The organism is Streptomyces sp. NBC_00691 (assembly GCF_036226665.1).
Lineage (GTDB): Bacteria > Actinomycetota > Actinomycetes > Streptomycetales > Streptomycetaceae > Streptomyces.
This window is the reverse complement of record NZ_CP109007.1, coordinates 3697336-3719005: the sequence shown is the minus strand read 5'-3', so window position 1 is coordinate 3719005 and position 21670 is coordinate 3697336. Positions and strand designations below refer to the sequence as shown.

The 21670-nt window shown below is 71.6% G+C and carries 22 protein-coding genes; 12 read left to right on the top strand and 10 right to left on the bottom strand.

All coding sequences use genetic code 11. The features are described from left to right. The first annotated feature begins 22 nt into the window (after positions 1–22). The 4 genes from hpt to OG392_RS16630 all read left to right on the top strand — a co-directional run bounded on the left by hpt (position 23) and on the right by OG392_RS16630 (position 4336). Positions 23–562: a hypoxanthine phosphoribosyltransferase gene (hpt, locus tag OG392_RS16645; RefSeq protein WP_030219931.1), complete on the top strand. Its 540-nt coding sequence runs from the start codon at positions 23–25 to the stop codon at positions 560–562. Positions 563–746: 184 nt separating this feature from the next. After that, complete coding sequence (gene ftsH / locus OG392_RS16640; RefSeq protein ID WP_329280109.1) at positions 747–2765, top strand: ATP-dependent zinc metalloprotease FtsH; 2019 nt, start codon at positions 747–749, stop codon at positions 2763–2765. A 102-nt stretch (positions 2766–2867) separates the two neighbouring features. After that, positions 2868–3473 (top strand): GTP cyclohydrolase I FolE, encoded by a 606-nt coding sequence (gene folE, locus OG392_RS16635; RefSeq protein WP_329280107.1) that lies wholly within the window; start codon positions 2868–2870, stop codon positions 3471–3473. A 332-nt stretch (positions 3474–3805) separates the two neighbouring features. Then, positions 3806–4336 carry an SMI1/KNR4 family protein gene (locus OG392_RS16630; RefSeq protein WP_329280105.1) on the top strand — a complete coding sequence of 177 codons (531 nt, stop codon included), beginning with the start codon at positions 3806–3808 and terminating at the stop codon, positions 4334–4336. A gap of 13 nt (positions 4337–4349) precedes the next feature. Here the strand turns inward: OG392_RS16630 and OG392_RS16625 are convergent, their stop codons facing one another. The 6 genes from OG392_RS16625 to OG392_RS16600 all read right to left on the bottom strand — a co-directional run bounded on the left by OG392_RS16625 (position 4350) and on the right by OG392_RS16600 (position 9206). Next, positions 4350–4835, bottom strand: a complete 486-nt coding sequence (locus tag OG392_RS16625) for a DUF3180 domain-containing protein (RefSeq protein ID WP_329280103.1) — start codon at positions 4833–4835, stop codon at positions 4350–4352. Between the two features lie 62 nt (positions 4836–4897). Then, on the bottom strand, positions 4898–5497 hold the full coding sequence (folK, locus tag OG392_RS16620) for a 2-amino-4-hydroxy-6-hydroxymethyldihydropteridine diphosphokinase (RefSeq protein ID WP_329280101.1): 600 nt from the start codon (positions 5495–5497) through the stop codon (positions 4898–4900). After that, entirely contained in the window at positions 5494–5853 is a 360-nt protein-coding gene (gene folB, locus OG392_RS16615; RefSeq protein ID WP_190155727.1) for a dihydroneopterin aldolase, read from the bottom strand. Before folB ends, folK begins: the two co-directional genes overlap by 4 nt. Before the next feature lie 155 nt (positions 5854–6008). Beyond that, entirely contained in the window at positions 6009–6476 is a 468-nt protein-coding gene (locus OG392_RS16610; RefSeq protein WP_329280096.1) for a nuclear transport factor 2 family protein, read from the bottom strand. Continuing rightward, complete coding sequence (folP, locus tag OG392_RS16605) at positions 6473–7333, bottom strand: dihydropteroate synthase (protein WP_329280093.1); 861 nt, start codon at positions 7331–7333, stop codon at positions 6473–6475. The genes OG392_RS16610 and folP overlap by 4 nt, the downstream gene beginning before the upstream one ends. Before the next feature lie 28 nt (positions 7334–7361). Further along, positions 7362–9206 (bottom strand): phosphatidylglycerol lysyltransferase domain-containing protein, encoded by a 1845-nt coding sequence (locus tag OG392_RS16600; RefSeq protein ID WP_329280091.1) that lies wholly within the window; start codon positions 9204–9206, stop codon positions 7362–7364. Positions 9207–9371: 165 nt separating this feature from the next. On the opposite strand from OG392_RS16600, the gene OG392_RS16595 reads away from it, so the two are divergent. Then, positions 9372–10484, top strand: a complete 1113-nt coding sequence (locus OG392_RS16595; RefSeq protein ID WP_329280089.1) for an alpha/beta hydrolase — start codon at positions 9372–9374, stop codon at positions 10482–10484. Positions 10485–10491: 7 nt separating this feature from the next. Here the strand turns inward: OG392_RS16595 and OG392_RS16590 are convergent, their stop codons facing one another. Next, the gene (locus OG392_RS16590) at positions 10492–11580 is read right to left on the bottom strand and encodes an ABC transporter ATP-binding protein (protein WP_329280087.1); all 1089 of its coding nucleotides are present in this window, start codon (positions 11578–11580) and stop codon (positions 10492–10494) included. A gap of 143 nt (positions 11581–11723) precedes the next feature. On the opposite strand from OG392_RS16590, the gene OG392_RS16585 reads away from it, so the two are divergent. From OG392_RS16585 to OG392_RS16570, 4 genes are all read left to right on the top strand, one after another. Next, positions 11724–12410, top strand: coding sequence for an ABC transporter permease (locus tag OG392_RS16585; RefSeq protein WP_329280084.1), 687 nt, complete (start codon positions 11724–11726; stop codon positions 12408–12410). 1 nt (position 12411) lies between these two features. After that, a complete protein-coding gene (locus OG392_RS16580) occupies positions 12412–13113 on the top strand; it encodes an ABC transporter permease (protein ID WP_329280081.1) in 702 nt (233 codons plus the stop codon). Between the two features lie 6 nt (positions 13114–13119). Continuing rightward, positions 13120–14127 (top strand): ABC transporter substrate-binding protein, encoded by a 1008-nt coding sequence (locus tag OG392_RS16575; protein WP_329280078.1) that lies wholly within the window; start codon positions 13120–13122, stop codon positions 14125–14127. 130 nt (positions 14128–14257) lie between these two features. Further along, complete coding sequence (locus OG392_RS16570; RefSeq protein WP_329280076.1) at positions 14258–15349, top strand: hypothetical protein; 1092 nt, start codon at positions 14258–14260, stop codon at positions 15347–15349. 139 nt (positions 15350–15488) lie between these two features. Here OG392_RS16570 and OG392_RS16565 read toward each other — a convergent pair whose 3' ends face one another. Beyond that, the gene (locus tag OG392_RS16565; RefSeq protein ID WP_329280074.1) at positions 15489–16631 is read right to left on the bottom strand and encodes an NADH-quinone oxidoreductase subunit D; all 1143 of its coding nucleotides are present in this window, start codon (positions 16629–16631) and stop codon (positions 15489–15491) included. 4 nt (positions 16632–16635) lie between these two features. Further along, positions 16636–17688, bottom strand: coding sequence for an SAM-dependent methyltransferase (locus OG392_RS16560; RefSeq protein ID WP_329280072.1), 1053 nt, complete (start codon positions 17686–17688; stop codon positions 16636–16638). Between the two features lie 96 nt (positions 17689–17784). Here OG392_RS16560 and OG392_RS16555 point away from each other — a divergent pair, with 96 nt between their 5' ends. Genes OG392_RS16555 through OG392_RS16545 form a run of 3 tightly spaced genes read left to right on the top strand, consistent with a single transcriptional unit; the run spans position 17785 to position 20317 of the window. After that, the gene (locus OG392_RS16555; RefSeq protein ID WP_329280070.1) at positions 17785–18993 is read left to right on the top strand and encodes a sensor histidine kinase; all 1209 of its coding nucleotides are present in this window, start codon (positions 17785–17787) and stop codon (positions 18991–18993) included. A gap of 18 nt (positions 18994–19011) precedes the next feature. After that, positions 19012–19689 (top strand): response regulator transcription factor, encoded by a 678-nt coding sequence (locus OG392_RS16550; RefSeq protein ID WP_329280068.1) that lies wholly within the window; start codon positions 19012–19014, stop codon positions 19687–19689. Between the two features lie 16 nt (positions 19690–19705). Continuing rightward, positions 19706–20317: an AAA family ATPase gene (locus tag OG392_RS16545; RefSeq protein ID WP_329280065.1), complete on the top strand. Its 612-nt coding sequence runs from the start codon at positions 19706–19708 to the stop codon at positions 20315–20317. Positions 20318–20453: 136 nt separating this feature from the next. Here the strand turns inward: OG392_RS16545 and OG392_RS16540 are convergent, their stop codons facing one another. Further along, positions 20454–21611: a threonine aldolase family protein gene (locus OG392_RS16540; protein ID WP_329280062.1), complete on the bottom strand. Its 1158-nt coding sequence runs from the start codon at positions 21609–21611 to the stop codon at positions 20454–20456. Between the last annotated feature and the right edge of the window lie 59 nt (positions 21612–21670).

Below are 21670 nucleotides of genomic sequence, written 5' to 3'. Positions count from 1 at the left end.
GACCCGGGTGAACGAGAAGGACATGGGCACCGACCTCCAGTCGGTGCTCATCACCAAGGAAGAGATCGACGCCAAGCTGGCAGAGCTGGCCGCGAAGATCGACGCGGAATACGCGGGCAAGGACCTGCTCATCGTCGGAGTCCTCAAGGGCGCCGTGATGGTGATGGCGGATCTGGCTCGCGCCCTTTCCACCCCCGTCACCATGGACTGGATGGCCGTGTCCTCCTACGGCGCCGGCACCCAGTCCTCGGGCGTCGTCAGGATCCTCAAGGACCTCGACACCGACATCAAGGGCAAGCACGTCCTGATCGTCGAGGACATCATCGACTCCGGCCTGACGCTGTCCTGGCTCCTGTCGAACCTCGGCTCGCGCGAGCCCGCCTCGCTCGAGGTCTGCACCCTGCTGCGCAAGCCCGAGGCCGCGAAGGTCGCGATCGACGTCAAGTGGATCGGTTTCGACATCCCCAACGAGTTCGTCGTCGGCTACGGCCTCGACTACGCCGAGAAGTACCGGAACCTTCCGTTCGTCGGCACGCTCGCCCCGCACGTCTACGGCGGCTGACAGCGCACGCTGACAGTCCCGGCATACGGGGAACCCGCACCGCCTTCCCCCCGTTGAACCACGGGAAGGCGGTCGCGGGCGACGATGCTGAGGTACCGTCCGAAGAACAGCTTTTTCACACAGCAGCACTCACAGCAGCATTTTCCTACGGGCAGGAGGGACGGGGCGTTCTCGCTCCGTATGGATGGACGTGAAGCGATACTTCCGTGGGCCGGTCATGTGGATCGTGCTGGCCGTCCTCGCCGTGGTCGTGCTGATGCAGGTCGTCGGCTCGTCCGAGGGCTACAAGACGGTGGACACCGGCAAGGTCGTCCAGGCGATCGACAAGAACCAGGTCAAGCAGGCAAAGGTCACCACCGGTGACGAGCAGATCATCAAGATCGAGCTCGTCGACGGTCAGAAGATCGACAACAGCAGCAAGGTCCAGGCCAGCTACATCGGCTCCCAGGGCGTCGACGTCGCCGACAAGCTGCAGGAGAAGTTCGAGGCCGGGCAGATCGAGAAGGGCTACACCGTCTCCCCGACGAAGCAGTCGCCCTTCGTCTCGATCCTGCTCTCCCTCCTCCCCTTCGTCCTCATCGTGGTCGTCTTCCTCTTCCTGATGAACCAGATGCAGGGCGGCGGCTCCCGCGTCATGCAGTTCGGCAAGTCCAAGGCGAAGCTCATCACCAAGGACACGCCGAAGACCACCTTCGCCGACGTCGCGGGCTCGGACGAGGCCGTCGAGGAACTCCACGAGATCAAGGAGTTCCTCCAGGAGCCGGCGAAGTTCCAGGCCGTCGGCGCCAAGATCCCCAAGGGCGTCCTGCTCTACGGCCCGCCCGGAACCGGCAAGACGCTCCTCGCGCGCGCCGTCGCCGGCGAGGCCGGGGTGCCGTTCTACTCGATCTCCGGCTCCGACTTCGTCGAGATGTTCGTCGGCGTCGGCGCCTCCCGGGTCCGCGACCTCTTCGAGCAGGCCAAGGCCAACGCGCCCGCCATCGTCTTCGTCGACGAGATCGACGCCGTCGGACGCCACCGCGGCGCCGGCCTCGGCGGCGGCCACGACGAGCGCGAGCAGACGCTCAACCAGCTCCTCGTCGAGATGGACGGCTTCGACGTGAAGGGCGGCGTCATCCTGATCGCCGCCACGAACCGGCCCGACATCCTCGACCCGGCGCTCCTGCGCCCCGGACGCTTCGACCGGCAGATCGCCGTCGACCGCCCGGACATGCAGGGCCGTCTGGAGATCCTCAAGGTCCACCAGAAGGGCAAGCCGGTCGCACCGGACGTCGACCTCGGCGCCGTCGCCCGACGCACCCCCGGCTTCACCGGAGCGGACCTCTCCAACGTCCTCAACGAGGCGGCGCTCCTCACCGCTCGCGGCGACCAGAAGCTGATCGACAACAACGCTCTGGACGAAGCGATCGACCGAGTGGTCGCGGGCCCGCAGAAGCGGACCCGGATCATGTCGGACAAGGAGAAGAAGATCACCGCGTACCACGAGGGCGGACACGCCCTGGTCGCGGCGGCCCTGCCGAACTCCGACCCGGTCCACAAGATCACCATCCTGTCCCGCGGCCGTGCCCTGGGCTACACGATGGTCCTGCCGGAAGAGGACAAGTACTCCACCACCCGCAACGAGATGCTCGACCAGCTGGCGTACATGCTGGGCGGGCGCGCGGCGGAGGAGCTCGTCTTCCACGACCCGACCACGGGCGCGGCGAACGACATCGAGAAGGCCACGGCCACCGCCCGCGCGATGGTCACGCAGTACGGCATGACCGAGCGTCTCGGCGCGATCAAGTTCGGTGGCGACAACACCGAGCCCTTCCTCGGCCGTGAGATGGCGCACCAGCGCGACTACTCGGAAGAGGTCGCCGCGCTGGTCGACGAAGAGGTCAAGAAGCTCATCGAGACCGCCCACAACGAGGCCTGGGAGATCCTCGTCGAGAACCGCGACGTTCTCGACAACCTGGTCCTCGCCCTCCTGGAGAAGGAGACGCTGGGCAAGGAGGAGATCGCCGAGATCTTCACCCCGCTCGTCAAGCGCCCGGCCCGCCCGGCCTGGACCGGCTCCTCCCGCCGTACCCCGTCCACGCGTCCGCCGGTGCTCTCCCCCCGGGAGCTCGCCCTGACGAACAGCGCGAACGGCTCGGCGACCCCCGCGGTCGACACCACGAAGGGCATCGAGATCGCCCCGGTGGACACCCCGGAGGACTGACCGTCCCGGCACCCCCGGAATGGCTGCCCCGCCCCCACAGGTTTTAGCCTGTGGGGGCGCGGCATTTCCGCGCACATGAGGCAGACGGAACGAGGCACTGAGATGACCGACCCGGTGACGCTGGACTGCGAGGCGACGATCGGCGAGTTCGACGAGAAGCGCGCCGAGGCGGCCGTGCGCGAGCTCCTCATCGCGGTCGGCGAGGACCCGGACCGCGAGGGTTTGCAGAAGACGCCTGCGCGTGTCGCACGTGCGTATCGCGAACTGCTGGCCGGGATGCGCCAGGAACCCGAGGACGTCCTGACCACGACTTTTGATCTCGGGCACGATGAAATGGTGCTCGTGAAGGACATCGAACTCGTTAGCTTCTGTGAACATCATTTGCTCCCGTTCCACGGCGTGGCCCATGTGGGCTACATACCGGCGGAGACTGGCAAGATCACGGGCCTGTCGAAGCTGGCGCGGCTGGTCGACGTCTTCGCGCGGCGCCCGCAGGTCCAGGAGCGTCTGACGACGCAGATCGCCGATTCGCTGATGCGGATTCTCGAAGCGCGCGGCGCGATCGTCGTGATCGAGGCCGAGCACATGTGCATGTCGGTGCGGGGCATCCGCAAGCCGGGCGCCAAGACGACGACCTCGGCGGTACGTGGACAACTTCGTGACGCCACCACCCGCGCTGAGGCCATGTCCCTGATATTGGCCCGTTAGTCGCGAGGTGCCCGCCTTGCTCCATACCGTCCCCGATCAGTGGAGTTGATCGCTGATCAAGGGGGATCGGTATGGGGTACGGGCTGACCGGCAAGATGCTGGTGAATCTGGTGGGCGGCTGTGTTCAGGCGAAGACCGTGACTCCGGGCAGCGCGATGTGGACGCTGGACGGGGACCGTGCGGTGCGGACGACGGTCGTGGACGTGACGGCGGTAAAGGCGCGTGCAGCCGTCGACGTGACACTCCGAAGGCCAAAGGGGCCTCACAGCTTTGCGTCTCGGACCGCTGGGCCGGCGCCTGGTGGTGTCAGTGGGGGCGGCTAGCCTGCGTCCATGATCGAGACGTTCGGCGGCGACCGCCGCTTTCCTGACGCGTTGGCCGCCGTCGCCCGGGTCGAGTTCGACTACGGCGACGAGGGCGAGGGCGTCGACTTCGAGCCGTACGGCGTCTTCGACTCCGCCGAGGAGACCACCGACTGGCTCCGGCACTGGACCGGCAACCACGCGCTCGACGGCGGTGACTACCGCGTCTTCGGGCAGGACGGGACCGGCGGTCTCGCGGCGATCTGGTGTGTGCGGCCCGGGCAGCCGCTTGTCGAGCAGCCCGTGGTGTTCATGGGGTCGGAGGGCGAGCGCGGTGTCGTCGCCGGGAACCTGTCCGACTTCCTGTGGGTGCTCGCCGACGGCTTCGGGCCGATGGAGGCCGCTCTGTACGTGGAGCGGGAAGCGCGCCCGGATGCGGACCTGGCCGAGCTGGCCGGGCGGTTCGCGACGACGCCGCGCCGGGGTGCTCGGGAGATCGTCGAGGAGGCCCGGGCCGAGTTCGCGAGCTTCTCCGACGACATCGAGGCGCTCTGCCGCTGAGTCGGCGGGGCTCTCAGACCCGGGCCTTGCCCGGGCCGTTCTCGTCGTCGTCCTCCGGGAGCCTGCAGACGCGCTCCAGGAAGAGGGCCGCCGCGATGACGGCGATGCCCGCCGCCACCGAGAAGGCCGCGTAGAGGGCCTGGTCGCGGCGGGCCGGGACGTCGAGGGAGCCGAGCAGGAAGACGCCCGTGCCGCCGTACATGCCGGCGACCAGGGCGGCCACCAGGGCGCTCGCCTGGCCGAAGACCACCGCGCGGGCCGCCATCAGGGGCTCGACGCCCTTGGCGCCGGGGCGTCGCTCGCGCTGAGCCTTGAGACGGGCGCGGATCGACAGGGCGGTCGCCGTGAGGACGACCGCGATCACGGCGAGGACGATGGGCGCGGCGATCGGCACGCTGGGCAGGGTGCCGACCGCGTCCCAGAGCTTCGCGGCGCCCCAGGAGAGAACGCCGGCCACGAGGAACAGTCCGGCGAGCACCTTCAGCCGCAGTTGTTTCACCGGGTGTCCTTCTCCTGGTCGTCGGTCGTGGCCCGCTGTGGGTCTGCCACGAAGCGTAACGACTACTCGGGCAGACGGAGTTCCAGGTCGGCGCGGCGGGCGATGCCCGCGTCGCCGACGGTGGCGAGGAGCGTGGCGACGGTGCCGTGGCCGGGGAGCTGGGCCTCGGGGTCCACGTCGTGCCAGGGGGCGAGGACGAAGGCGCGCTGGTGGGCGCGGGGGTGCGGGAGGGTGAGGACGGGGTCCTCGGAGATCACGTCCGCGTAGGCCACGATGTCGACGTCGATGGTGCGGGCACCCCAGCGCTCCTCGCGGACGCGGTGGAAGGCCTCCTCGACGGCGTGGGCCCGCTCCAGGAGGGAGGAGGGCGGCAGGGTCGTCTTCACGAGCGCGACGGCGTTGAAGTACGAGGGCTGGGTGTCGGGGTCGACGCCCCAGGGCTCCGTCTCGTACACGGGGGAGACGGCCTTGACCCGGAGGCCCGGGGTGTCGGCGAGGGCGTCGACGGCCCCCTGGAGGGTCTCCAGGCGGTTGCCGAGGTTGGCGCCGAGGGCCACGACGGCCCAGCGGGGGTTGGACAGCGTCGTGTCGGCGGCGTCGACGGTGGCGACGACGGAGGCCGGTACGGGCTGGACGGTGGGGTCGCTCTGCATCGGCTTCATCGTCGGCTCCGGGTGATCGTGATGGTCACGTCGTCGAACGGCACGGTGATGGGCGCGTCCGGCTTGTGGACGACGACCTCCACCTCTTGTACCCCGGTGTGGCTGAGGCATTGCTGGGCGATGCGCTCGGCGAGCGTTTCGATGAGGTCGACGGGTTCGCCCTGGACGACGTCGACGACCTCTTCGGCGACGATTCCGTAGTGCACGGTCTTCGTCAGGTCGTCGTCGGCGGCCGCCGGGCGGGTGTCCAGGCCGAGGACCAGGTCCACGATGAAGGTCTGGCCCTCCTCGCGCTCCTTGGGGAAGACGCCGTGATGGCCCCGGGCCTTGAGGCCGCGCAGCGCGACACGATCCACGCGAATCACTCCTGCTGTCGTAGTTCGGTGGCCACGCAGCCGGGTGCGGACGGCCGGGTGTCCTGCGTCGAATCTACCTGCGGGGACCGACAGAACATGCCCGTGGGGGGCGTGGGCGGGTCCGGAGGGGCGGTGGCGGAGCGGTCACCGAGGCGTCACGGGGTGTCGCCTCGGGGCTCCTCGTCCGCTGATTCCTCGGTGTCCGTGAGGACGGGGGAGGCGTGGTGGGACCAGATGCGCCAGCCGTCGGGTGTGTGGCGGAACACATTGGTGGCCACGACGAGCTGCCCGACGAGGGGGCCCAGTTCGGCGCCGTCCTCGGCGGGGCCGCCGCTGAGGATGTTCTCGGTGCAGGTGACCACGGCGGTCCCGTCGGCGAGGGAGATCTTGAGGTCGGTGAGGAAGAACTGGATGTACTCGGTGTTCGCCATGATCAGCGCGTACGAGCGGAGGACCTCGCCGCGGCCGGTGAGGACGGGCCAGCCGGGGTGGACGCAGGTGATGGGGGTGGCTCCGTCGTCGAGCCAGAGGGCGGAGACGCCTTCGAAGTCGCCGGTCTCCATCGCCTCGTAGAAGGCGGTGTTGGCGGCTTCGACGGCCGCCTCGTCGGCGCTGTGGCTCACGCGGCTCCCTCGACGGCGCGGGCGACCCGTACGGCGTCGGCGGTGGCCCGGACCTCGTGGACGCGGACGGCCCACGCGCCCGCGTGGGCGGCGAGGGCGGAGACGGCGGCGGTGGCCGCGTCGCGTTCCCGCGCCGGGGGCGGTGCGGCTCCCTCGCGGGTGAGGACGTGGCCGAGGAACCGCTTGCGGGAGGCGGCGACGAGGAGGGGGCGGCCGAGGGCGCGGAGCGCGGGGAGGTGGGCGACGAGCGCGAGGTCGTGGGGGGCGAGCTTGGCGAAGCCGAGGCCGGGGTCGACGACGATGCGCTCGGGGTCGACTCCGCCGTCGACGACGGCCTCCAGGCGGGTGCGGAGTTCGCCGACGACCTCGGTGACGACGTCGTCGTACACGGCGAGGCTGTTCATGTCCTGGCTGAATCCGCGCCAGTGCATGACGACGAAGGGGACCTCGGCGGCGGCGACGGCGGGGATCATGCCGGGGTCGGCGAGGCCGCCGCTGACGTCGTTGACGAGCAGGGCGCCGGCTTCGACGGCGCGGGCGGCGACGCGGGCGCGCATGGTGTCGACGGAGACGGTGACGCCTTCGGCGGCGAGGCCGCGGACGACGGGGATCACCCGGCGGAGTTCCTCGTCCTCGTCGACGCGGCTGGCGCCGGGCCGGGTGGACTCGCCGCCGACGTCGATGAGGTCGGCGCCCTCGGCGACGAGGTCGAGGCCGTGTTTGACGGCCGTCGTGGTGTCGAACCAGCGGCCGCCGTCGGAGAAGGAGTCGGGGGTCACGTTGACCACGCCCATGACCGCGCAGCGGTCCCACTCCGGCAGGCCCCGGGCCGTACCCCGGTCGATCGTCGTACTCATGTGTCCAGCGTAGGGCCCGGGCGGGGCATCAGGCGGCTCGGACCTCGCGGTCCGCGGGGGCGGCGACGATGTGGGCGCAGGGGCGCGGGGCGGGGGCGGGGCGCCTGCGGGTGAAGGGGCGGGGCAGCGCGAGGTTCACGAAGCCCTCGGCCTGCATGGCGGCGAAGCCGATGCGGGGGAGGTCGCGGCTCTTGCGGTAGACGACGAAGCGGGGTTCCCAGCGGGGGCGGAACTTGGCGTTGAACTTGTACAGCGACTCGATCTGGAACCAGCGGGAGAGGAAGACGAGGAGTCCGCGCCAGACGCGCAGGACGGGTCCGGCGCCGATCTTCTCGCCGCGGGCGAGGGCCGAGCGGAACATGGCGAAGTTGAGGGACACGCGCGCGATGCCGAGGCCGGGGGAGGCCTGGAGGGCGGCGACGATGAGGAGCTCGTTCATGCCGGGGTCGGCGGAGCGGTCGCGGCGCATGAGTTCGAGGGACATGCCGTCCCGGCCCCACGGGACGAAGTGGATGATCGCCTTGAGGTCGCCGTAGGCGGAGTCGTGGACGTCGTCCGCGTCGGTCTTGTGGGCGGTCGCTATCACGGCGTCGCCGTCGCCCGGGGCGCCGATGCGGCCGAGGGCCATGGAGAAGCCGCGTTCGGTGTCGGTGCCGCGCCAGTCGGCGGCGGCGCGGCGGACGTGGGCGAGTTCGGCGTCGTCGAGGTCACGTACGCGGCGGACCTGCGTGGTGTAACCGTTGCGCTCGATGCGCTTGACCATCTGGCGGACGTTGCGCATGGCCCGTCCGGAGAGGGAGAAATCCGCGACGTCGACGACCGCCTCGTCGCCGAGTTCGAGGGCGTCGAGGCCGGTCTCGCGGGTCCAGACCTGGCCGCCGGTCTCGGAGCAGCCCATGACGGCGGGGGTCCAGGAGTGGGCCTTGGCCTCGTCCATGAAGCGTTCGATGGCGCCGGGCCAGGCCTCGACGTCGCCGATGGGGTCGCCGCTGGCGAGCATGACGCCGGAGACGACGCGGTAGCAGACGGCAGCCTTTCCGCTGGGGGAGAAGACGACGCCCTTGTCGCTCCGGAGGGCGAAGTGGCCGAGGGAGTCGCGGCCGCCGTGCTGGTCGAGGAGGGCGCGCAGCCGGACCTCGTCCTCGTCGGTGAGGCGGGCGGCGGGGTGCTCGGGGCGGAAGGCGAGGTAGATGGTGGTGAGCGCGGTGAGCATGCCGAGGGCGCCGAGGGAGTAGCCGACGGTCCAGTCGACGCCGTTGCTGTAGCCGACGGGGCCTTCGACGCCGAAGAGTCCGTACAGGACGTGTTCGAGGCGGTCGGCGAGGCTGGGGCTGCCGATGACCCGGCGCGGGTGGGCGCTGACGATGACGAGGCCGAGGGCGATGGATCCGGCGCCCATGACGACGAAGTTGGCGAGTGCGCGCCAGCGGCTGCGCGGGTCGGGCAGGGCGGCGAACTCGCCGCGGTGGCGGAGCAGGAGGGTGAGGAGGACGAGGGAGAGGAGGGCGCCGAGGACGGAGTGGCGCCAGACGAACTGGGCGACCGCGCCGACGGGGAGGAGGACGACGGCGGCGCGCCAGGCGCGGCGCTTGTGGCGCTTGAGGCCGTGGGCGAGGAGGAGCAGGAGGACGCCGGCGCTGAGGGAGAGGGCGGCGGAGAGCGGGCCGAGGGTGCCGGGGAGGACCTCCGCCACGGCGTGCATCCGGCTGGCGCGGAAGCGGGGGAAGACGCCGGCGGCGATGTCGATGAGGCCGATCAGGGTGCAGGCGGTGCCGACGAGCGACGGGACCTTCTCGGGGCTGGGGCCGCGGAGAATCCGGCGTACTCGAACCGGAACCAATCCTGATTTGTCCCCATCTACTGTGACAGACATGGCTTCCCGTGCTTCCCGTGGTCCTGCGAAGGGTCCTTGACTCCGGTCGGGCCCTGCGGCGCGTTCGGCGGGCCGTTCCGGTTGGTGCTCCTTCTAGGACGGAGCCGTACGGGGTCGGGTTCATCGGTTCACAGGAAATTCTCGGAAAGAAGGCTCGGTCGTCCCATGGGTCTCACCAGCAACAAAGTTCTCGTGGTGGCGGTCGTGCTGGCCGTGGCGCTGTTCCTCGCCACGGTCTGGCTCTGGCCGCGGCTCGCGCGTCGCGGCTGGCGGGCGGTGGTGGGGCGGATCGGGCTGCTGCTGGTGACGCAGGTGGCTCTCTTCGCCGCCGTGGGTCTGGCGGCGAACCGTTCCTTCCTCTTCTACGGCTCGTGGGCCGACCTGTTCGGGCAGGAGCAGGACATGGGGGTGGTCGTCGACCACGCGGCCGGTTCGAAGGACCTCAAGGTGGTGGGGACGCAGGGGCTCGACGTGCCCGGCGGCGGCCGTCCGGCGGTCGCCGGCCAGATACAGAAGGTCGTCGTGGCGGGGGAGCGGTCCGGGATCGTCTCCCCGGCCTACGTGTACCTGCCGCCGGAGTACTTCCAGGCGAAGTACGCGAAGCGCACCTTCCCCGCCTCTGTGGTGCTGACGGGGTACCCGGGCACGGCGGAGAACCTGATCAAAGGGCTGAAGTACCCGAAGACGGCCTACCTCCAGGCGAAGGAGGGCCGGATGCAGCCGATGATCCTGGTGATGCTCCGCCCGACGGTGGCGCCGCCGCGGGACACCGAGTGCGTGGACGTTCCGGGCGGCCCGAAGACGGAGACCTTCTTCGCGGAGGACGTGCCGAAGGCGGTCTCGGAGGCGTACCGGGTGGGCACGAAGCCCCGCAACTGGGGGTTCATGGGGAACTCCACCGGCGGGTACTGCGCCCTGAAGATCGCCCTGCACCACCCCGACCGCTTCGCCGCCGGGGCGGGTTTCTCCGCGTACTACCGGGCGGCGGAGGACGTGACGACCGGCGACCTCTTCCACGGGGACGACGGCCTGCGCAAGCGGGGCGACCTGCTGTGGAGCCTGGACCACCGGCCGCAGGGGGCGTCGTCGTTCCTGGTGACGACGTCGAAGCGGGGCGAGGGCAACCGGCGGGGCACGCTCGACTTCATCAAGAAGGTGAAGAGCCCGGCGAAGGTCTCGTCGATCACGCTGGAGAGCGGCGGCCACAACTTCAACACGTGGAACCGCGAGATCCCGCCGGGGCTGGTCTGGATGAGCGGCAAGCTCAGCGCGACCTGAGCCCCGCTCAGGAGGCCGGGGCCGAGGCGGACGCCCGGCGCAGGGCGCGGTGGACGCCCTCCGGGGTGAGGACGCCGAGCGGCCGGCCGTCGGCGCCGGTGACCGTGAGCCGGCCCGTGTCGTGCTGGAGGAGCACGGCGAGGGCGTCCTTGAGCGAGGTCCCGAGCGGGACGGGGTCGGGGGCGCCGTCCCGGCTCCCCGGCGCGTTCGTCGGCCCGCCCTCCGTCGCCACAAGACCCTCCGTCGCCCCGGACCTGTCCGTCGCCGCGGACCCTTCCGCCGGGGCGGCCCCGTCCGTCGGTACGGCCTCGTCCGTTGGTACGGGCTCCAGGTCGGCCTCCGTGACGGGCGTGACCGCGAGCCGCTTCAGGCCCCGGTCGCTGCCGACGAAGTCCGCCACGTACGGGGTGGCGGGGGCGCCGAGGACGGTCGCGGGCGCGTCGAACTGCTCGATGCGGCCCTGCCCGTAGACCGCCATGCGGTCGCCCATGCGGACGGCCTCCTCGATGTCGTGGGTGACGAGGAGGACCGTCTTGCGGACGGTGGCCTGGAGCGCGAGGAACTCGTTCTGGAGGCGCTCGCGGACCACCGGGTCGACCGCGCCGAACGGCTCGTCCATGAGGAGGACCGGCGGATCCGCGGCGAGCGCGCGGGCCACCCCGACGCGCTGACGCTGACCGCCGGAGAGCTGCGCGGGGTAGCGGGAGCCGTAGACGGCCGGGTCGAGGCCGACGAGGTCGAGGAGTTCGGCCGCACGCGCGCGTGCGGCCGCCTTCTTCCAGCCGAGGAGCGCGGGCACGGTCGCGGTGTTGTCGAGGACCGTGCGGTGGGGGAAGAGCCCGACCTGCTGGATGACGTAGCCGATCTTGCGGCGCAGGGCGACGGGGTCGACGCCGGCGATGTCCTCGCCGTCGACGAGGACACGGCCTGAGGTCGGCTCGACGAGCCGGTTCACCATCATCATCGTGGTCGTCTTGCCGCAGCCGGACGGCCCGACCAGGGTGACGAGTTCGCCCTCCGCCACCTCGAACGAGAGGTCGTCGACGGCGGTGGTGCCGTCCGGGTACCGCTTGGTCACGTGCTCGAACCGGATCATGGTTCCCCATTCTGGCCCCTGGATGCCGGGGGTGTGTGAAGGGCGTGTTGCCGCATTGTGGCGGGTCTCGGGGATTGTCGGTGCCGGGGGTTAGGGTCGTCAGACATGCGTTCGGAAGATCGACGACCCGGGGGGAGGGACGGATGAGCGCACCGAACTGTCTGGTCACGAACGACTGGATCTGCGGCGAATATCTGCGCACCCGCTCCACGGAGTTGACCGAAGCCACCCTCCAGCATGTGGGAATCACGGTCGTCTCCGTGCTCATCGCGCTCGCCGTCGCGGTGCCGCTCGCGCTGCTCGTCCGGGCCAGGCCGCGCTTCGCGGGACCCGTCCTCGGACTGACCACCCTGCTCTACACGGTGCCGTCGCTCGCCATGTTCTCCCTGCTGCTGCCCCTCTTCGGGCTCTCGTCGGCGCTCGTGGTCACCGGCCTCGTGCTGTACGCGCTGACGATCCTCGTGCGGAACACGCTCGCGGGACTCGCCGCCGTGCCCGCCGAGACCCGGGAGGCCGCCCGAGGCATGGGGTACGGCTCCCTGCGCCTCCTGTGGCAGGTCGAACTGCCGCTGGCGCTCCCGGTGCTGATGGCGGGGATACGGATGGCGACGGTCTCCACCATCGCGCTGACGACGGTCGGTTCGGTCGTCGGCCGCGGCGGCCTCGGCAACCTCATCGAGGACGCGCTGCCCACCTTCTTCAAGGCGCAGATGCTCGCCGCCTCCGTGCTGTGCGTGCTGCTCGCCGTCACCGCCGACCTGTTGCTCCTGGGACTCCAGCGGCTGCTCACGCCGTGGACCCGGATACGGACCGCGCCGGGAGGTGGGTGAGATGGGCATAGTGACGGATGCCTGGGGCTGGCTCACCACCGGCGCGCACTGGACGGGCGAGGAGGGCATCGGGCAGCGGCTCGCCGAGCACGTGTACGTGAGCGGGGCGGCACTGCTGATCGCCGCGGCGCTCGCGCTGCCGCTGGGCCTCTGGCTCGGCCACCTCGGCCGCGGCGGGGCCCTCGCGGTGAACGTGTCGAACGTGGGGCGGGCGATCCCCGTCTTCGCGGTCCTCGCCCTGTTCATGGTGTCCCCCCTGCGGAACGCCGGATACGTGCCGACCGTCGTGGCCCTCGTGCTGTTCGCGATACCCCCGCTCCTCACCAACGCGTACGTGGGGGTGCGGGAGGTGGACCCGGCGGCGGTACGGGCCGCGCGGGGCATGGGGATGACCGGCGGGCAGCTGTTCCGGCAGGTCGAACTCCCGCTGGCACGGCCCGTGGTGATGACCGGGGTGCGATCGGCGGCGGTGCAGGTGGTGGCCACGGCGACGGTCGCGGCGATGGTCGGCCAGGGCGGCCTGGGCCGGATCATCACGGCCGGCTTCGCCACCTACGACACGGCGCAGGTCGTCGCGGGCGCGGTCCTGGTGGCTCTGCTCGCCCTCCTGGTGGAGGGCGCCCTGGTGGGCGCCGACCGGCTCCTCTTTCCACGCTTCGAGCAACGGCTCGACCAACGATTCGATCAACTGAGCAAACGCTGACTGGGGATGGGTGATCTCGTGAACAGGGTCTCGCGTATCGCGGGCGCGGTGCTGGGGACGGCGGCTCTGACCGTCGCGCTGGCCGCGTGCGGCGGTGACAGCCTGGAAGAGGGCAAGAAGAAGGACTCGGGGGGCTCCGGGGACGCCGGGAACTCGGGCGGCGCGGAGAAGGGTTCGCTGGTCGTCGGCGCGGCGGCCTTCACCGAGGCCAAGGTGCTCGCCGAGCTGTACGCCCAGTCGCTGCGGGACGCCGGATACTCCGTATCCATCACCACCGTGAAGAATCGCGAGCTGTACGAGCCCTCGCTGGAGAAGGGGGAGATCGACGTCGTCCCCGAATACGCGGCGACCATCGCGGAATTCCTCAACGCCAAGGTGAACGGCCCGAAGGCGCCCGAGGACAAGCCGGTCGCCTCCGGTGACGCGACGACCACGGTCGAGGCGCTGCGCAAGCTCGCCGAACCGCGCGGCCTGAAGGTGCTCGCGGTCGGTGAGGCGGTCGATCAGAACGCGTTCGCGGTGACGAAGGAATTCGCCGAGAAGAACAAGCTGAAGACGCTTTCCGATCTCGGCGGTTCGAAGCTGAAGGTGAAGATCGCCGCCGGTGACGAATGCGCGGTGCGGCCCTTCTGCGCGCCCGGTCTCAAGAAGACGTACGGGATCGACGTGACCGGGATAGACCCCAAGGGCGTCGGCACCCCGCAGGCCAAGCAGGCGGTGAAGGACGGGGTGGACCAGCTGGTCCTGACGACCACCACGGACGCGACGGTCGACAGTTACGGCCTGGTCTTCCTGGAGGACGACAAGAAGCTGCAGAACGCCGACAACGTGCTCCCCGTGGTCAACGCCAAGGACGCCGGCTCTCCCGAGATCGCCGCCGCCCTCGACAAGATCACCAAGGTGCTGACCACAGCGGATCTCGCCGAACTCAACCGCAAGGTCGACGCCGAGCGGGCGAAGCCGGCGGACGTCGCCAAGGAGTATCTGGAGACGAAGGGGCTGCTCAAGAAGTAGGCATCGGGTGAGGGGAGTCGGCCCGAAACGGAACCGGAACGGTGGATATCCACTTCTGATGGCGAGAAGTGGCCAAGAGATTGCCGGGCCGACGCCCCACACGACGCCTACGCACGGTAAATTTCAGGCCATGCCACGTGGACGCCACCGCCATTCCCCGCCTCTGCACAAGCTGCTGCCGCCCTCCGCGGTCGCCGGCGCCGCGGTCGTGTGTGCCGCGGCCGCCTGGCTGCCCGGTGACCTGATCGTCGTACGGCTGCTCGCGGCCGCCGCGGCGGCCGCCGCCGTCACCGGTGCCGTCCTCATGCGCAGTTGGGACCGGAGCGCCGGACTGCGGGTCGCAGAGCTCCACCGGGCCCGCACCGCCGACCAGTGGAAGGCCGAGGAGCGGGTCGCCGAGCTGGAGTCCGACCTCGAAGAGGCGCGCGCGCTCCGCTCCCGGCTCGACGCGAAGCTCCGCGCCAAGCGGGTGGAGCTGGCCGGGCTCCGCGGCGAGCACGCCGATCTGCTCCGCCGGTACGCCACGGCCGAGACCGAGCGGGCCAGTGCGCTGGAAGGCGCCCGCGTCCTGGCGCTCGAGTCGGCGAACGGCGCGGCGGGCGACGTCAAGGCGCTGCCCGCCGGGGGCTCCACTCCCACTCCCGAGGCCTACCGCCGCGCCGCCCAGGCGCTGCGCGACCTCCCGCGCAACGCGGCGGCCCAGCAGGCCCGCCGCACCATCGAGGCCGCCCGCGCGCGCGACCTCGCCGAGCGGGCCCGTGAGACGGAGGAACCGCAGGGGAAGCACGCGGCGGCCGCCGGAACCGAGCACAGCCGACCGGCCGCCGCCGCCCCCGCCCTCGCCCTCCCGCCTGCGGCCACGAAGGTCCCGGCGGTGCCGACGGCGTCCGCGATCGTCCCGTACGCGGCCCGCAGGCCCGTCCAGCGCCCCGAGGGCAACTTCGACTTCTTCGGTACGCAGAAGGCGGCGGCCGCGATCGAGGCGGTGCAGCACACGGACCTCGCCGATGTCGTCGGCGAGGAGGTCCTCGAAGAGGCCCGGACGGCGCTCGGCGCCCCGCTCCTCACCCCGATCAGCCCCACGGGGGCGCCGGGGAGCCCGCTGGCGCCGGGGCAGGTACAGGCACAGAAGCAGGCGGTGGGCCAGGTCATCGATCTGACGGCCCACGACGAGACGGAACAACTGGACGTGGCGGAACTCCGCGGAGCGGTGAACTCCTGACGCGACGGGGGCGCGCCCGCGGGCAGCGCTCTGCCCGCGGGGGTGCGGTACCGGCACCCCGCTTCGGGGCCGGTCGTCCGGCGCGGGGCCCCGGCAGGGACGGGGGCCCGCCGCGTGAGGTCCGGCGGGGCCGGGGGTGTTACTTGTCGATGTCGCCCACGACGAAGAACAGCGAGCCCAGGATCGCCACCATGTCCGCCACCAGCGTGCCCGGCAGCAGTTCCACCAGCGCCTGGATGTTGTTGAACGACGCCGACCGCAGCTTCAGCCGGTACGGCGTCTTCTCGCCCTTGGAGACCAGGTAGTAGCCGTTCACACCGAGCGGATTCTCGGTCCACGCGTACGTGTGGCCCTCCGGAGCCTTCAGCACCTTCGGCAGCCGCTGGTTGATCGGCCCCGGCGGAAGCCCCGCCATCCGGTCCAGGCACGCGTCCGCGAGGTCCAGGGAGTTGTGCGTCTGCTCCAGCAGGCACTCGAACCGGGCCAGGCAGTCGCCTTCCTCGCGCACCGCGACCCGCAGCGTGTCCTGGAGCTCCCCGTAGGCCAGGTACGGCTCGTCGCGGCGCAGGTCGAAGTCGACGCCCGAGGCGCGGGCGATCGGCCCCGACACCCCGTACGCGTGGACCGCCGCCGGGGACAGCACACCGACTCCCCGCGTACGGCCCCGGAAGATCTCGTTGCCGAGGACGAGCCGGTCGTACACGTCCATCCGCGAGCGGACGTCGGCGACCGCCTGGCGGGCCCGGCCCAGCCAGCCTGCGGGCAGGTCCTCCTTGAGGCCCCCGACCCGGTTGAACATGTAGTGCATCCGGCCGCCCGAGACCTCCTCCATCACGGCCTGGAGCTCCTCCCGCTCCCGGAAGGCGTGGAAGACGGGGGTGATGCCGCCCAGTTCGAGGGGGTACGAGCCCAGGAACATCAAATGGTTGAGGACCCGGTTCAGCTCGGCGAGGAGCGTGCGCGTCCACACCGCGCGCTCCGGGACCTCCATACCCAGCATCCGCTCGACGGCCATGACCACGCCGAGCTCGTTCGAGAAGGCGGAGAGCCAGTCGTGACGGTTGGCCAGCATGATGATCTGCCGGTAGTCCCGCGCCTCGAAGAGCTTCTCGGCACCGCGGTGCATGTAGCCGATCACCGGCTCGGCCTGCCGCACGACCTCGCCGTCGAGCACGAGCCGGAGCCGGAGCACACCGTGGGTCGAGGGATGCTGCGGCCCGATGTTCAGCACCATGTCGGTGCTCTCCGCCGCGCCGCCGATGCCGACCGTCGTCTCCGTCATGCGGTCAGTATCCCCCCTGCCCCCAAGGCCTCGTAGCCCCGCCCGGGACCCGCTGGCTCAGCCAGAGGAAGTCGCCGAGACCACCGCGCGCGGTGAGCTCGGCGGCCTCCCCGGCGGAGGAGAGGGCGCGGACGTACGCGAGGGGGTCGGTCGAGGCGAGGGAGAGCGGCGGCCGCCCGCCGGACACCCCGAGCCGCCAGAGGGCATCCCGCTGCGTGACCAGCTCGGCCCCCGGCACCCCACCCGCGCCCGCGCCGGCCGCACCCCCACCCGCCGCCGCGCACGCGTCCAGCGCCACGTGGGCCGTCAGATCGCAGCTGCCGTCCGGGACCGGCGGGACCTCGCGGCCCGCCCGGAAGCCGGTCAGCGAGCCGAAGGGCGGGCGGGCGTCCCGTACGTGCGCGTAGTCCACGGCCACCGCGCGGCCCGCCGACAGCGAGGCCACCGCCGACGCCCAGGCCTCGTCGCGCGGCCGGCCGATCTCGGCCCGCGCCCCCGGCTCCCGCAGCGGCCACCAGCGGGCCAGCCACTCCGCGTCCGCGCCGGAGACGGGACCGCCGAGCCGTTCGGTGCCGTCCGCGCGGACCTCCACGTACCGGGCCGTGCCCTCCGCATCCGCCTCGGCGACGTCCACCGGCACGTTGTCGAGCCACTCGTTCGCGAAGACCAGTCCCCGCACGCCCCGGGGCAGCCGACCGGTCCACTCGATCCGGGGGTCGAGCCCGGCGGGCCGGTCCGCGCGCTCGACGGCGTACGACCGGACCCTCAGGCCGCCCGGGACGCCGCCGTCGCCGTTCCCGAGCGCGGCGAGCACACCCGTGAGGAGTTCCCCCCGTCCCGCGCCCACGTCGACGAGGTCGACCTCGGAGGTCCCCAGCTCCTCCGCGACCTCGGCGAGCAGCCGGGCCACCGCCGCAGCGAAGAGCGGGGAGGCGTGCACCGAGGTGCGGAAGTGCGCCGCGGGTCCCTCGGGCCGCAGATAGAAACCACCCGGGCCGTACAGCGCCCGTTCCGTGGCCCGCAGCCACCCCTGCCACTGACACGTCTCATCCGTCACGGGCCCCAGTCTCCACCTCGGGGAGTACGGGTCCCGAGCCAAGGATCGACCCCACGGTTGATCCCTGGACCATCTCCCTTCCCTACTCTGGGTGACGTGCAGCGCGTTTACGACTTCATCCGCAGACACCCGACAGGCGTCGACACCTTCTGGGCGGTCGTCCTCCTGGGGATCGGCATGCTGTGGGTGGTGTCGTCGGGCAGCGCCTCGGTGGAGGGCCACCCCGTCGGGTACGCCGTCGTGGCGATGCTCTTCCCGCTGGTCGTGGCCCTGCGGCGGCGTGCCCCGGAGAGGATGCTCCTCCTCGCGGTCGGCCTCGGGCTGGCGCAGCTCGCCTTCGGCCTGGAGCCCTTCCCGGCCGACTTCGCCATGCTCGTGATCATCTACACGGTCGCCGCGCACGACGGACCCCGCTGGGCGTCCCGGCTCGCGCTGGTCGGCGGACTCTCCGCCGCGACGCTCTCGCAGCTGAGATGGCCGGTGGACGGTGCGCAGTCGGGCGCGGCCCAGGTCTTCTTCACGATCATCATGACCGTGCCGTTCGCGCTCGCCTGGGTCCTCGGCGACTCGCTCCGCACCCGCCGCGCCTACTTCGCGCAGCTGGAGGAGCGGGCCACCCGCCTGGAGAAGGAGCGCGAGGCGCAGGCCAAGGTCGCGGTCGCCGCCGAGCGGGCCCGGATCGCCCGTGAGCTGCACGACGTCGTCGCGCACAACGTGTCGGTGATGGTGGTGCAGGCCGACGGCGCCGCGTACGTCATGGACTCCTCCCCGGAGACCGCCAAACAGGCCCTGGACACCATCTCCACCACCGGCCGGCAGGCGCTCGCCGAGATGCGCAGGCTGCTCGGCATCCTGCGGACCGGTGAGCACCAGGAGGCCGGGGAGTATGTGCCGCAGCCCGACGTGCAGCAGATCGAGGATCTGGTCGAGCAGGTGCGGGGTGCCGGGCTGACCGTGGACTTCGCGATCGAGGGGAGCCCGCGCCCGCTGCCCAGCGGCGTCGAGCTCACCGCGTACCGGATCGTGCAGGAGGCCCTCACCAACACGCGCAAGCACGGCGGTCCCGACGTCGGGGCCAGCGTCCGGCTGGTGTACTTCGACGACGGCCTCGGACTCCTCGTCGAGGACGACGGCCGGGGAGCGCCGCAGGAGATGTACGAGGACGGCGGCGCCGACGGCCGGGGTCACGGAATGATCGGCATGCGGGAGCGGGTCGGCATGGTCGGCGGCACGCTGGACGCGGGCCCGCGTCCCGGCGGCGGTTTCCGGATCAGTGCCCTGCTCCCCCTCAAGCCCGCTCACTGACGACCCCGAAGGAATCTGATGTCCATCCGCGTGATGCTTGTCGACGACCAGCTGCTGCTGCGTGCCGGCTTCCGTATGGTGCTGGCCGCCCAGCCGGACATGGAGGTCGTGGCGGAGGCGGGCGACGGGGTCGAGGCGCTGGAGGTGCTGCGTGCGACGTCGGTCGACGTCGTGCTGATGGATGTGCGCATGCCCAAGCTCGACGGTGTGGAGACGACCCGGCGGATCTGCTCGCGGCCGGATGCGCCGAAGGTGCTGATCCTGACCACCTTCGACCTCGACGAGTACGCGTTCTCGGGGCTCAAGGCGGGGGCGAGCGGTTTCATGCTGAAGGACGTGCCGCCGGCGGAGCTGCTCGGCGCGATCCGTTCGGTGCACAGCGGTGACGCGGTGGTGGCGCCCTCGACCACCCGGCGGCTCCTCGACCGTTTCTCGTCCATGCTGCCGTCGTCGGGCACGGAGCCCGAGCACAAGCAGCTGGGCCGGCTCACCGACCGGGAGCGCGAGGTGATGATGCTGGTGGCGCAGGGCTTGTCGAACGGCGAGATCGCGGCCCGGCTCGTCCTCTCCGAGGCGACGGTGAAGACCCACGTGGGCCGCATCCTGACCAAGCTGGGCCTGCGCGACCGCGTCCAGGTCGTCGTCCTCGCGTACGAGACGGGCCTGGTCCGGGCGGGCGGCGGCGCGGCGGGCTGAGCGGGGAGGGCCCGCGATGCTGTTGTGGATCAACGGCCCCTTCGGTGGGGGCAAGACGCAGACCGCGTACGAACTGCGGCGGCGGCTGCCGGGCGGCGTGGTGTGCGACCCGGAGCACATCGGCTTCGGGCTGCACCGGACGCTGCCGCCCGCGCTCAGAGGTGACTTCCAGGACCTGAGGGCCTGGCGGCAGGGTGTGCACGAGGTGCTGGACCTGGCGCTCCGGCGGTACGGGCAGGGGCCCGTGATCGTGCCGATGACGCTCACGGACCCGGCGTACTTCGACGAGATCGTCGGCCGGCTGCGCGCGGACCACGGCGCGGACCGGGTCTGTCACGTCGCGCTGCTCGCCGAGCGGGAGACGGTCCTGGGGCGACTGGCCGAGCGGGGCCTCGGGCGGGGGCTGAAGCGCGAGAGCTTCGCCGTGGCGAAGCTGGACGAGTGCCTGGAGCGACTGGCGGCTCCGGAGTTCGCCCACCACCTCCGTACGGACCGGCTGACGGTCCCGGAGGTGGCCGACCGGGTCGCGGAGCTGGCCGGGCTGCGGCCCGAGCCGAACACGGACGGGCCGCTGCGGCACCGGCTGCGGCGGCTCCGGGTCGGCCTCTCCCACATCCGCTTCGACTGAGGCCCCGCGGGCCCGCCGGGCCCGCCGGACGGGCGGTCCGGGAGGCGGACCGGCCCGGGGGAGGCAGATCGTTCCGGTGCCGGGTTCTACCGCGCCAGGAACGGCCGCACCAGGGACGGCCGCGCGAGGGGGCCTGCTATCCCAGTCGCGCCAGGAACTCCCGTACCGCCGTCCGCACGTCCTCCGCCGTCCACTCCAGGCCGGGGCCCGCCACCGTCAGTTCCGTCACGGCGACCCCCGGAGGGCCGCCCGCGCCCGGGCTGAACCAGCGGCGGAAGAGGACCGTGCCCGTGGCCTCCGCCAGGGCGAGGGACGCCGCCGTCAGCCTCTCGGCGTCGTACGGCAGCCAGACCTGGAACTGATGGGTGTGCGGGGTCCCGGGGTGGACCCGGAACCACCCGGTGTCCGCCTCCGTGAGCGCCTCCCGGACCGCGTCGGCCACCACGCGCGCGTGCGCCACGTACGAGGGCAGCCGGGGCAGCTCCTCGGCCAGGCCGCGGAGCGCGGAGAGCGCCGCCGGGTACTGCTGGAAGACCTGGCCCCCGTACCGGTGCCGCCACACCCTCGCCTCGGCCATGACGTCCTCGGGTCCCGCCAGCACGGCGCCCGAATGCCCGCCGAGCGACTTGTAGAACGAGACGTAGACGCTGTCGGCGAGCCCCGCGACCTCCGCGAGCGGACGGCCGAAATGCGTCGGGCACTCCCAGAGCCGCGCCCCGTCGAAATGGACCACGGCGTCGCGCTCGCGGGCCGCCTCCACCACCGCGGTCAGTTCGTCCCAGGACGGCAGCACGAAGCCGGCGTCCCGCAGCGGCAGCTCCAGCATCAGCGTCCCGAAGTGCTCGGGATGCTCCCGTACCTCCTCGGCCGTCGGCAGCCGGGGCGCGTCGGTCGGGTGGACGGTGCGGAGCCCGGAGACGGCCGCCAGCGCGCCGCCCTCGTGCACCTCCGGGTGGGCGAGCGGGTGGAGGGCGACGACGGGACTGCCGGTCCGTCCGGCCCAGCAGCGCAGCGCCACCTGCTGGGCCATGGTGCCGGTGGGGAAGAAGACGGCGGCGGGGAAGCCGAGCTCCTCGGCGGTGCGCCGTTCCAGGTCCTCGACGGGCCCGTCCCCGTAGATGTCCGGCGGTCCCTCTCCGTGACCGGAGGATTCGGCCCAGTCGGCGAGTTCACGCAGGCGGGTGCCCACCGTGCCCTCCACCTGCGGGCGCCACAGCGTGCGGTCGGCGCCGGCCCAGACCTTCGCCCGGTAGAGCCGGGCCGCTTCCTCGTCCACAGGGTCCACAGGATTCATGCACCGATCATCACACCACCGCCCACACCCTGTGGACAGCCACGGAGCACCGCGAAACG

Excerpts from the sequence above, each read along its gene's own strand:
- OG392_RS16600 (WP_329280091.1), bottom strand. The coding sequence starts at position 9,206 with ATGTCTGTCACAGTAGATGGGGACAAATCAGGATTGGTTCCGGTTCGA.
- OG392_RS16630 (WP_329280105.1), top strand. The coding sequence starts at position 3,806 with ATGATCGAGACGTTCGGCGGCGACCGCCGCTTTCCTGACGCGTTGGCC.
- folP (WP_329280093.1), bottom strand. The coding sequence starts at position 7,333 with ATGAGTACGACGATCGACCGGGGTACGGCCCGGGGCCTGCCGGAGTGG.
- folK (WP_329280101.1), bottom strand. The coding sequence starts at position 5,497 with ATGAAGCCGATGCAGAGCGACCCCACCGTCCAGCCCGTACCGGCCTCC.
- hpt (WP_030219931.1), top strand. The coding sequence starts at position 23 with ATGGGCACCGACCTCCAGTCGGTGCTCATCACCAAGGAAGAGATCGAC.
- folE (WP_329280107.1), top strand. The coding sequence starts at position 2,868 with ATGACCGACCCGGTGACGCTGGACTGCGAGGCGACGATCGGCGAGTTC.
- OG392_RS16590 (WP_329280087.1), bottom strand. The coding sequence starts at position 11,580 with ATGATCCGGTTCGAGCACGTGACCAAGCGGTACCCGGACGGCACCACC.
- OG392_RS16595 (WP_329280089.1), top strand. The coding sequence starts at position 9,372 with ATGGGTCTCACCAGCAACAAAGTTCTCGTGGTGGCGGTCGTGCTGGCC.
- ftsH (WP_329280109.1), top strand. The coding sequence starts at position 747 with ATGGACGTGAAGCGATACTTCCGTGGGCCGGTCATGTGGATCGTGCTG.
- OG392_RS16585 (WP_329280084.1), top strand. The coding sequence starts at position 11,724 with ATGAGCGCACCGAACTGTCTGGTCACGAACGACTGGATCTGCGGCGAA.
- OG392_RS16565 (WP_329280074.1), bottom strand. The coding sequence starts at position 16,631 with ATGACGGAGACGACGGTCGGCATCGGCGGCGCGGCGGAGAGCACCGAC.
- OG392_RS16575 (WP_329280078.1), top strand. The coding sequence starts at position 13,120 with ATGGGTGATCTCGTGAACAGGGTCTCGCGTATCGCGGGCGCGGTGCTG.
- OG392_RS16570 (WP_329280076.1), top strand. The coding sequence starts at position 14,258 with ATGCCACGTGGACGCCACCGCCATTCCCCGCCTCTGCACAAGCTGCTG.
- OG392_RS16580 (WP_329280081.1), top strand. The coding sequence starts at position 12,412 with ATGGGCATAGTGACGGATGCCTGGGGCTGGCTCACCACCGGCGCGCAC.
- OG392_RS16540 (WP_329280062.1), bottom strand. The coding sequence starts at position 21,611 with ATGAATCCTGTGGACCCTGTGGACGAGGAAGCGGCCCGGCTCTACCGG.
- OG392_RS16545 (WP_329280065.1), top strand. The coding sequence starts at position 19,706 with ATGCTGTTGTGGATCAACGGCCCCTTCGGTGGGGGCAAGACGCAGACC.
- OG392_RS16550 (WP_329280068.1), top strand. The coding sequence starts at position 19,012 with ATGTCCATCCGCGTGATGCTTGTCGACGACCAGCTGCTGCTGCGTGCC.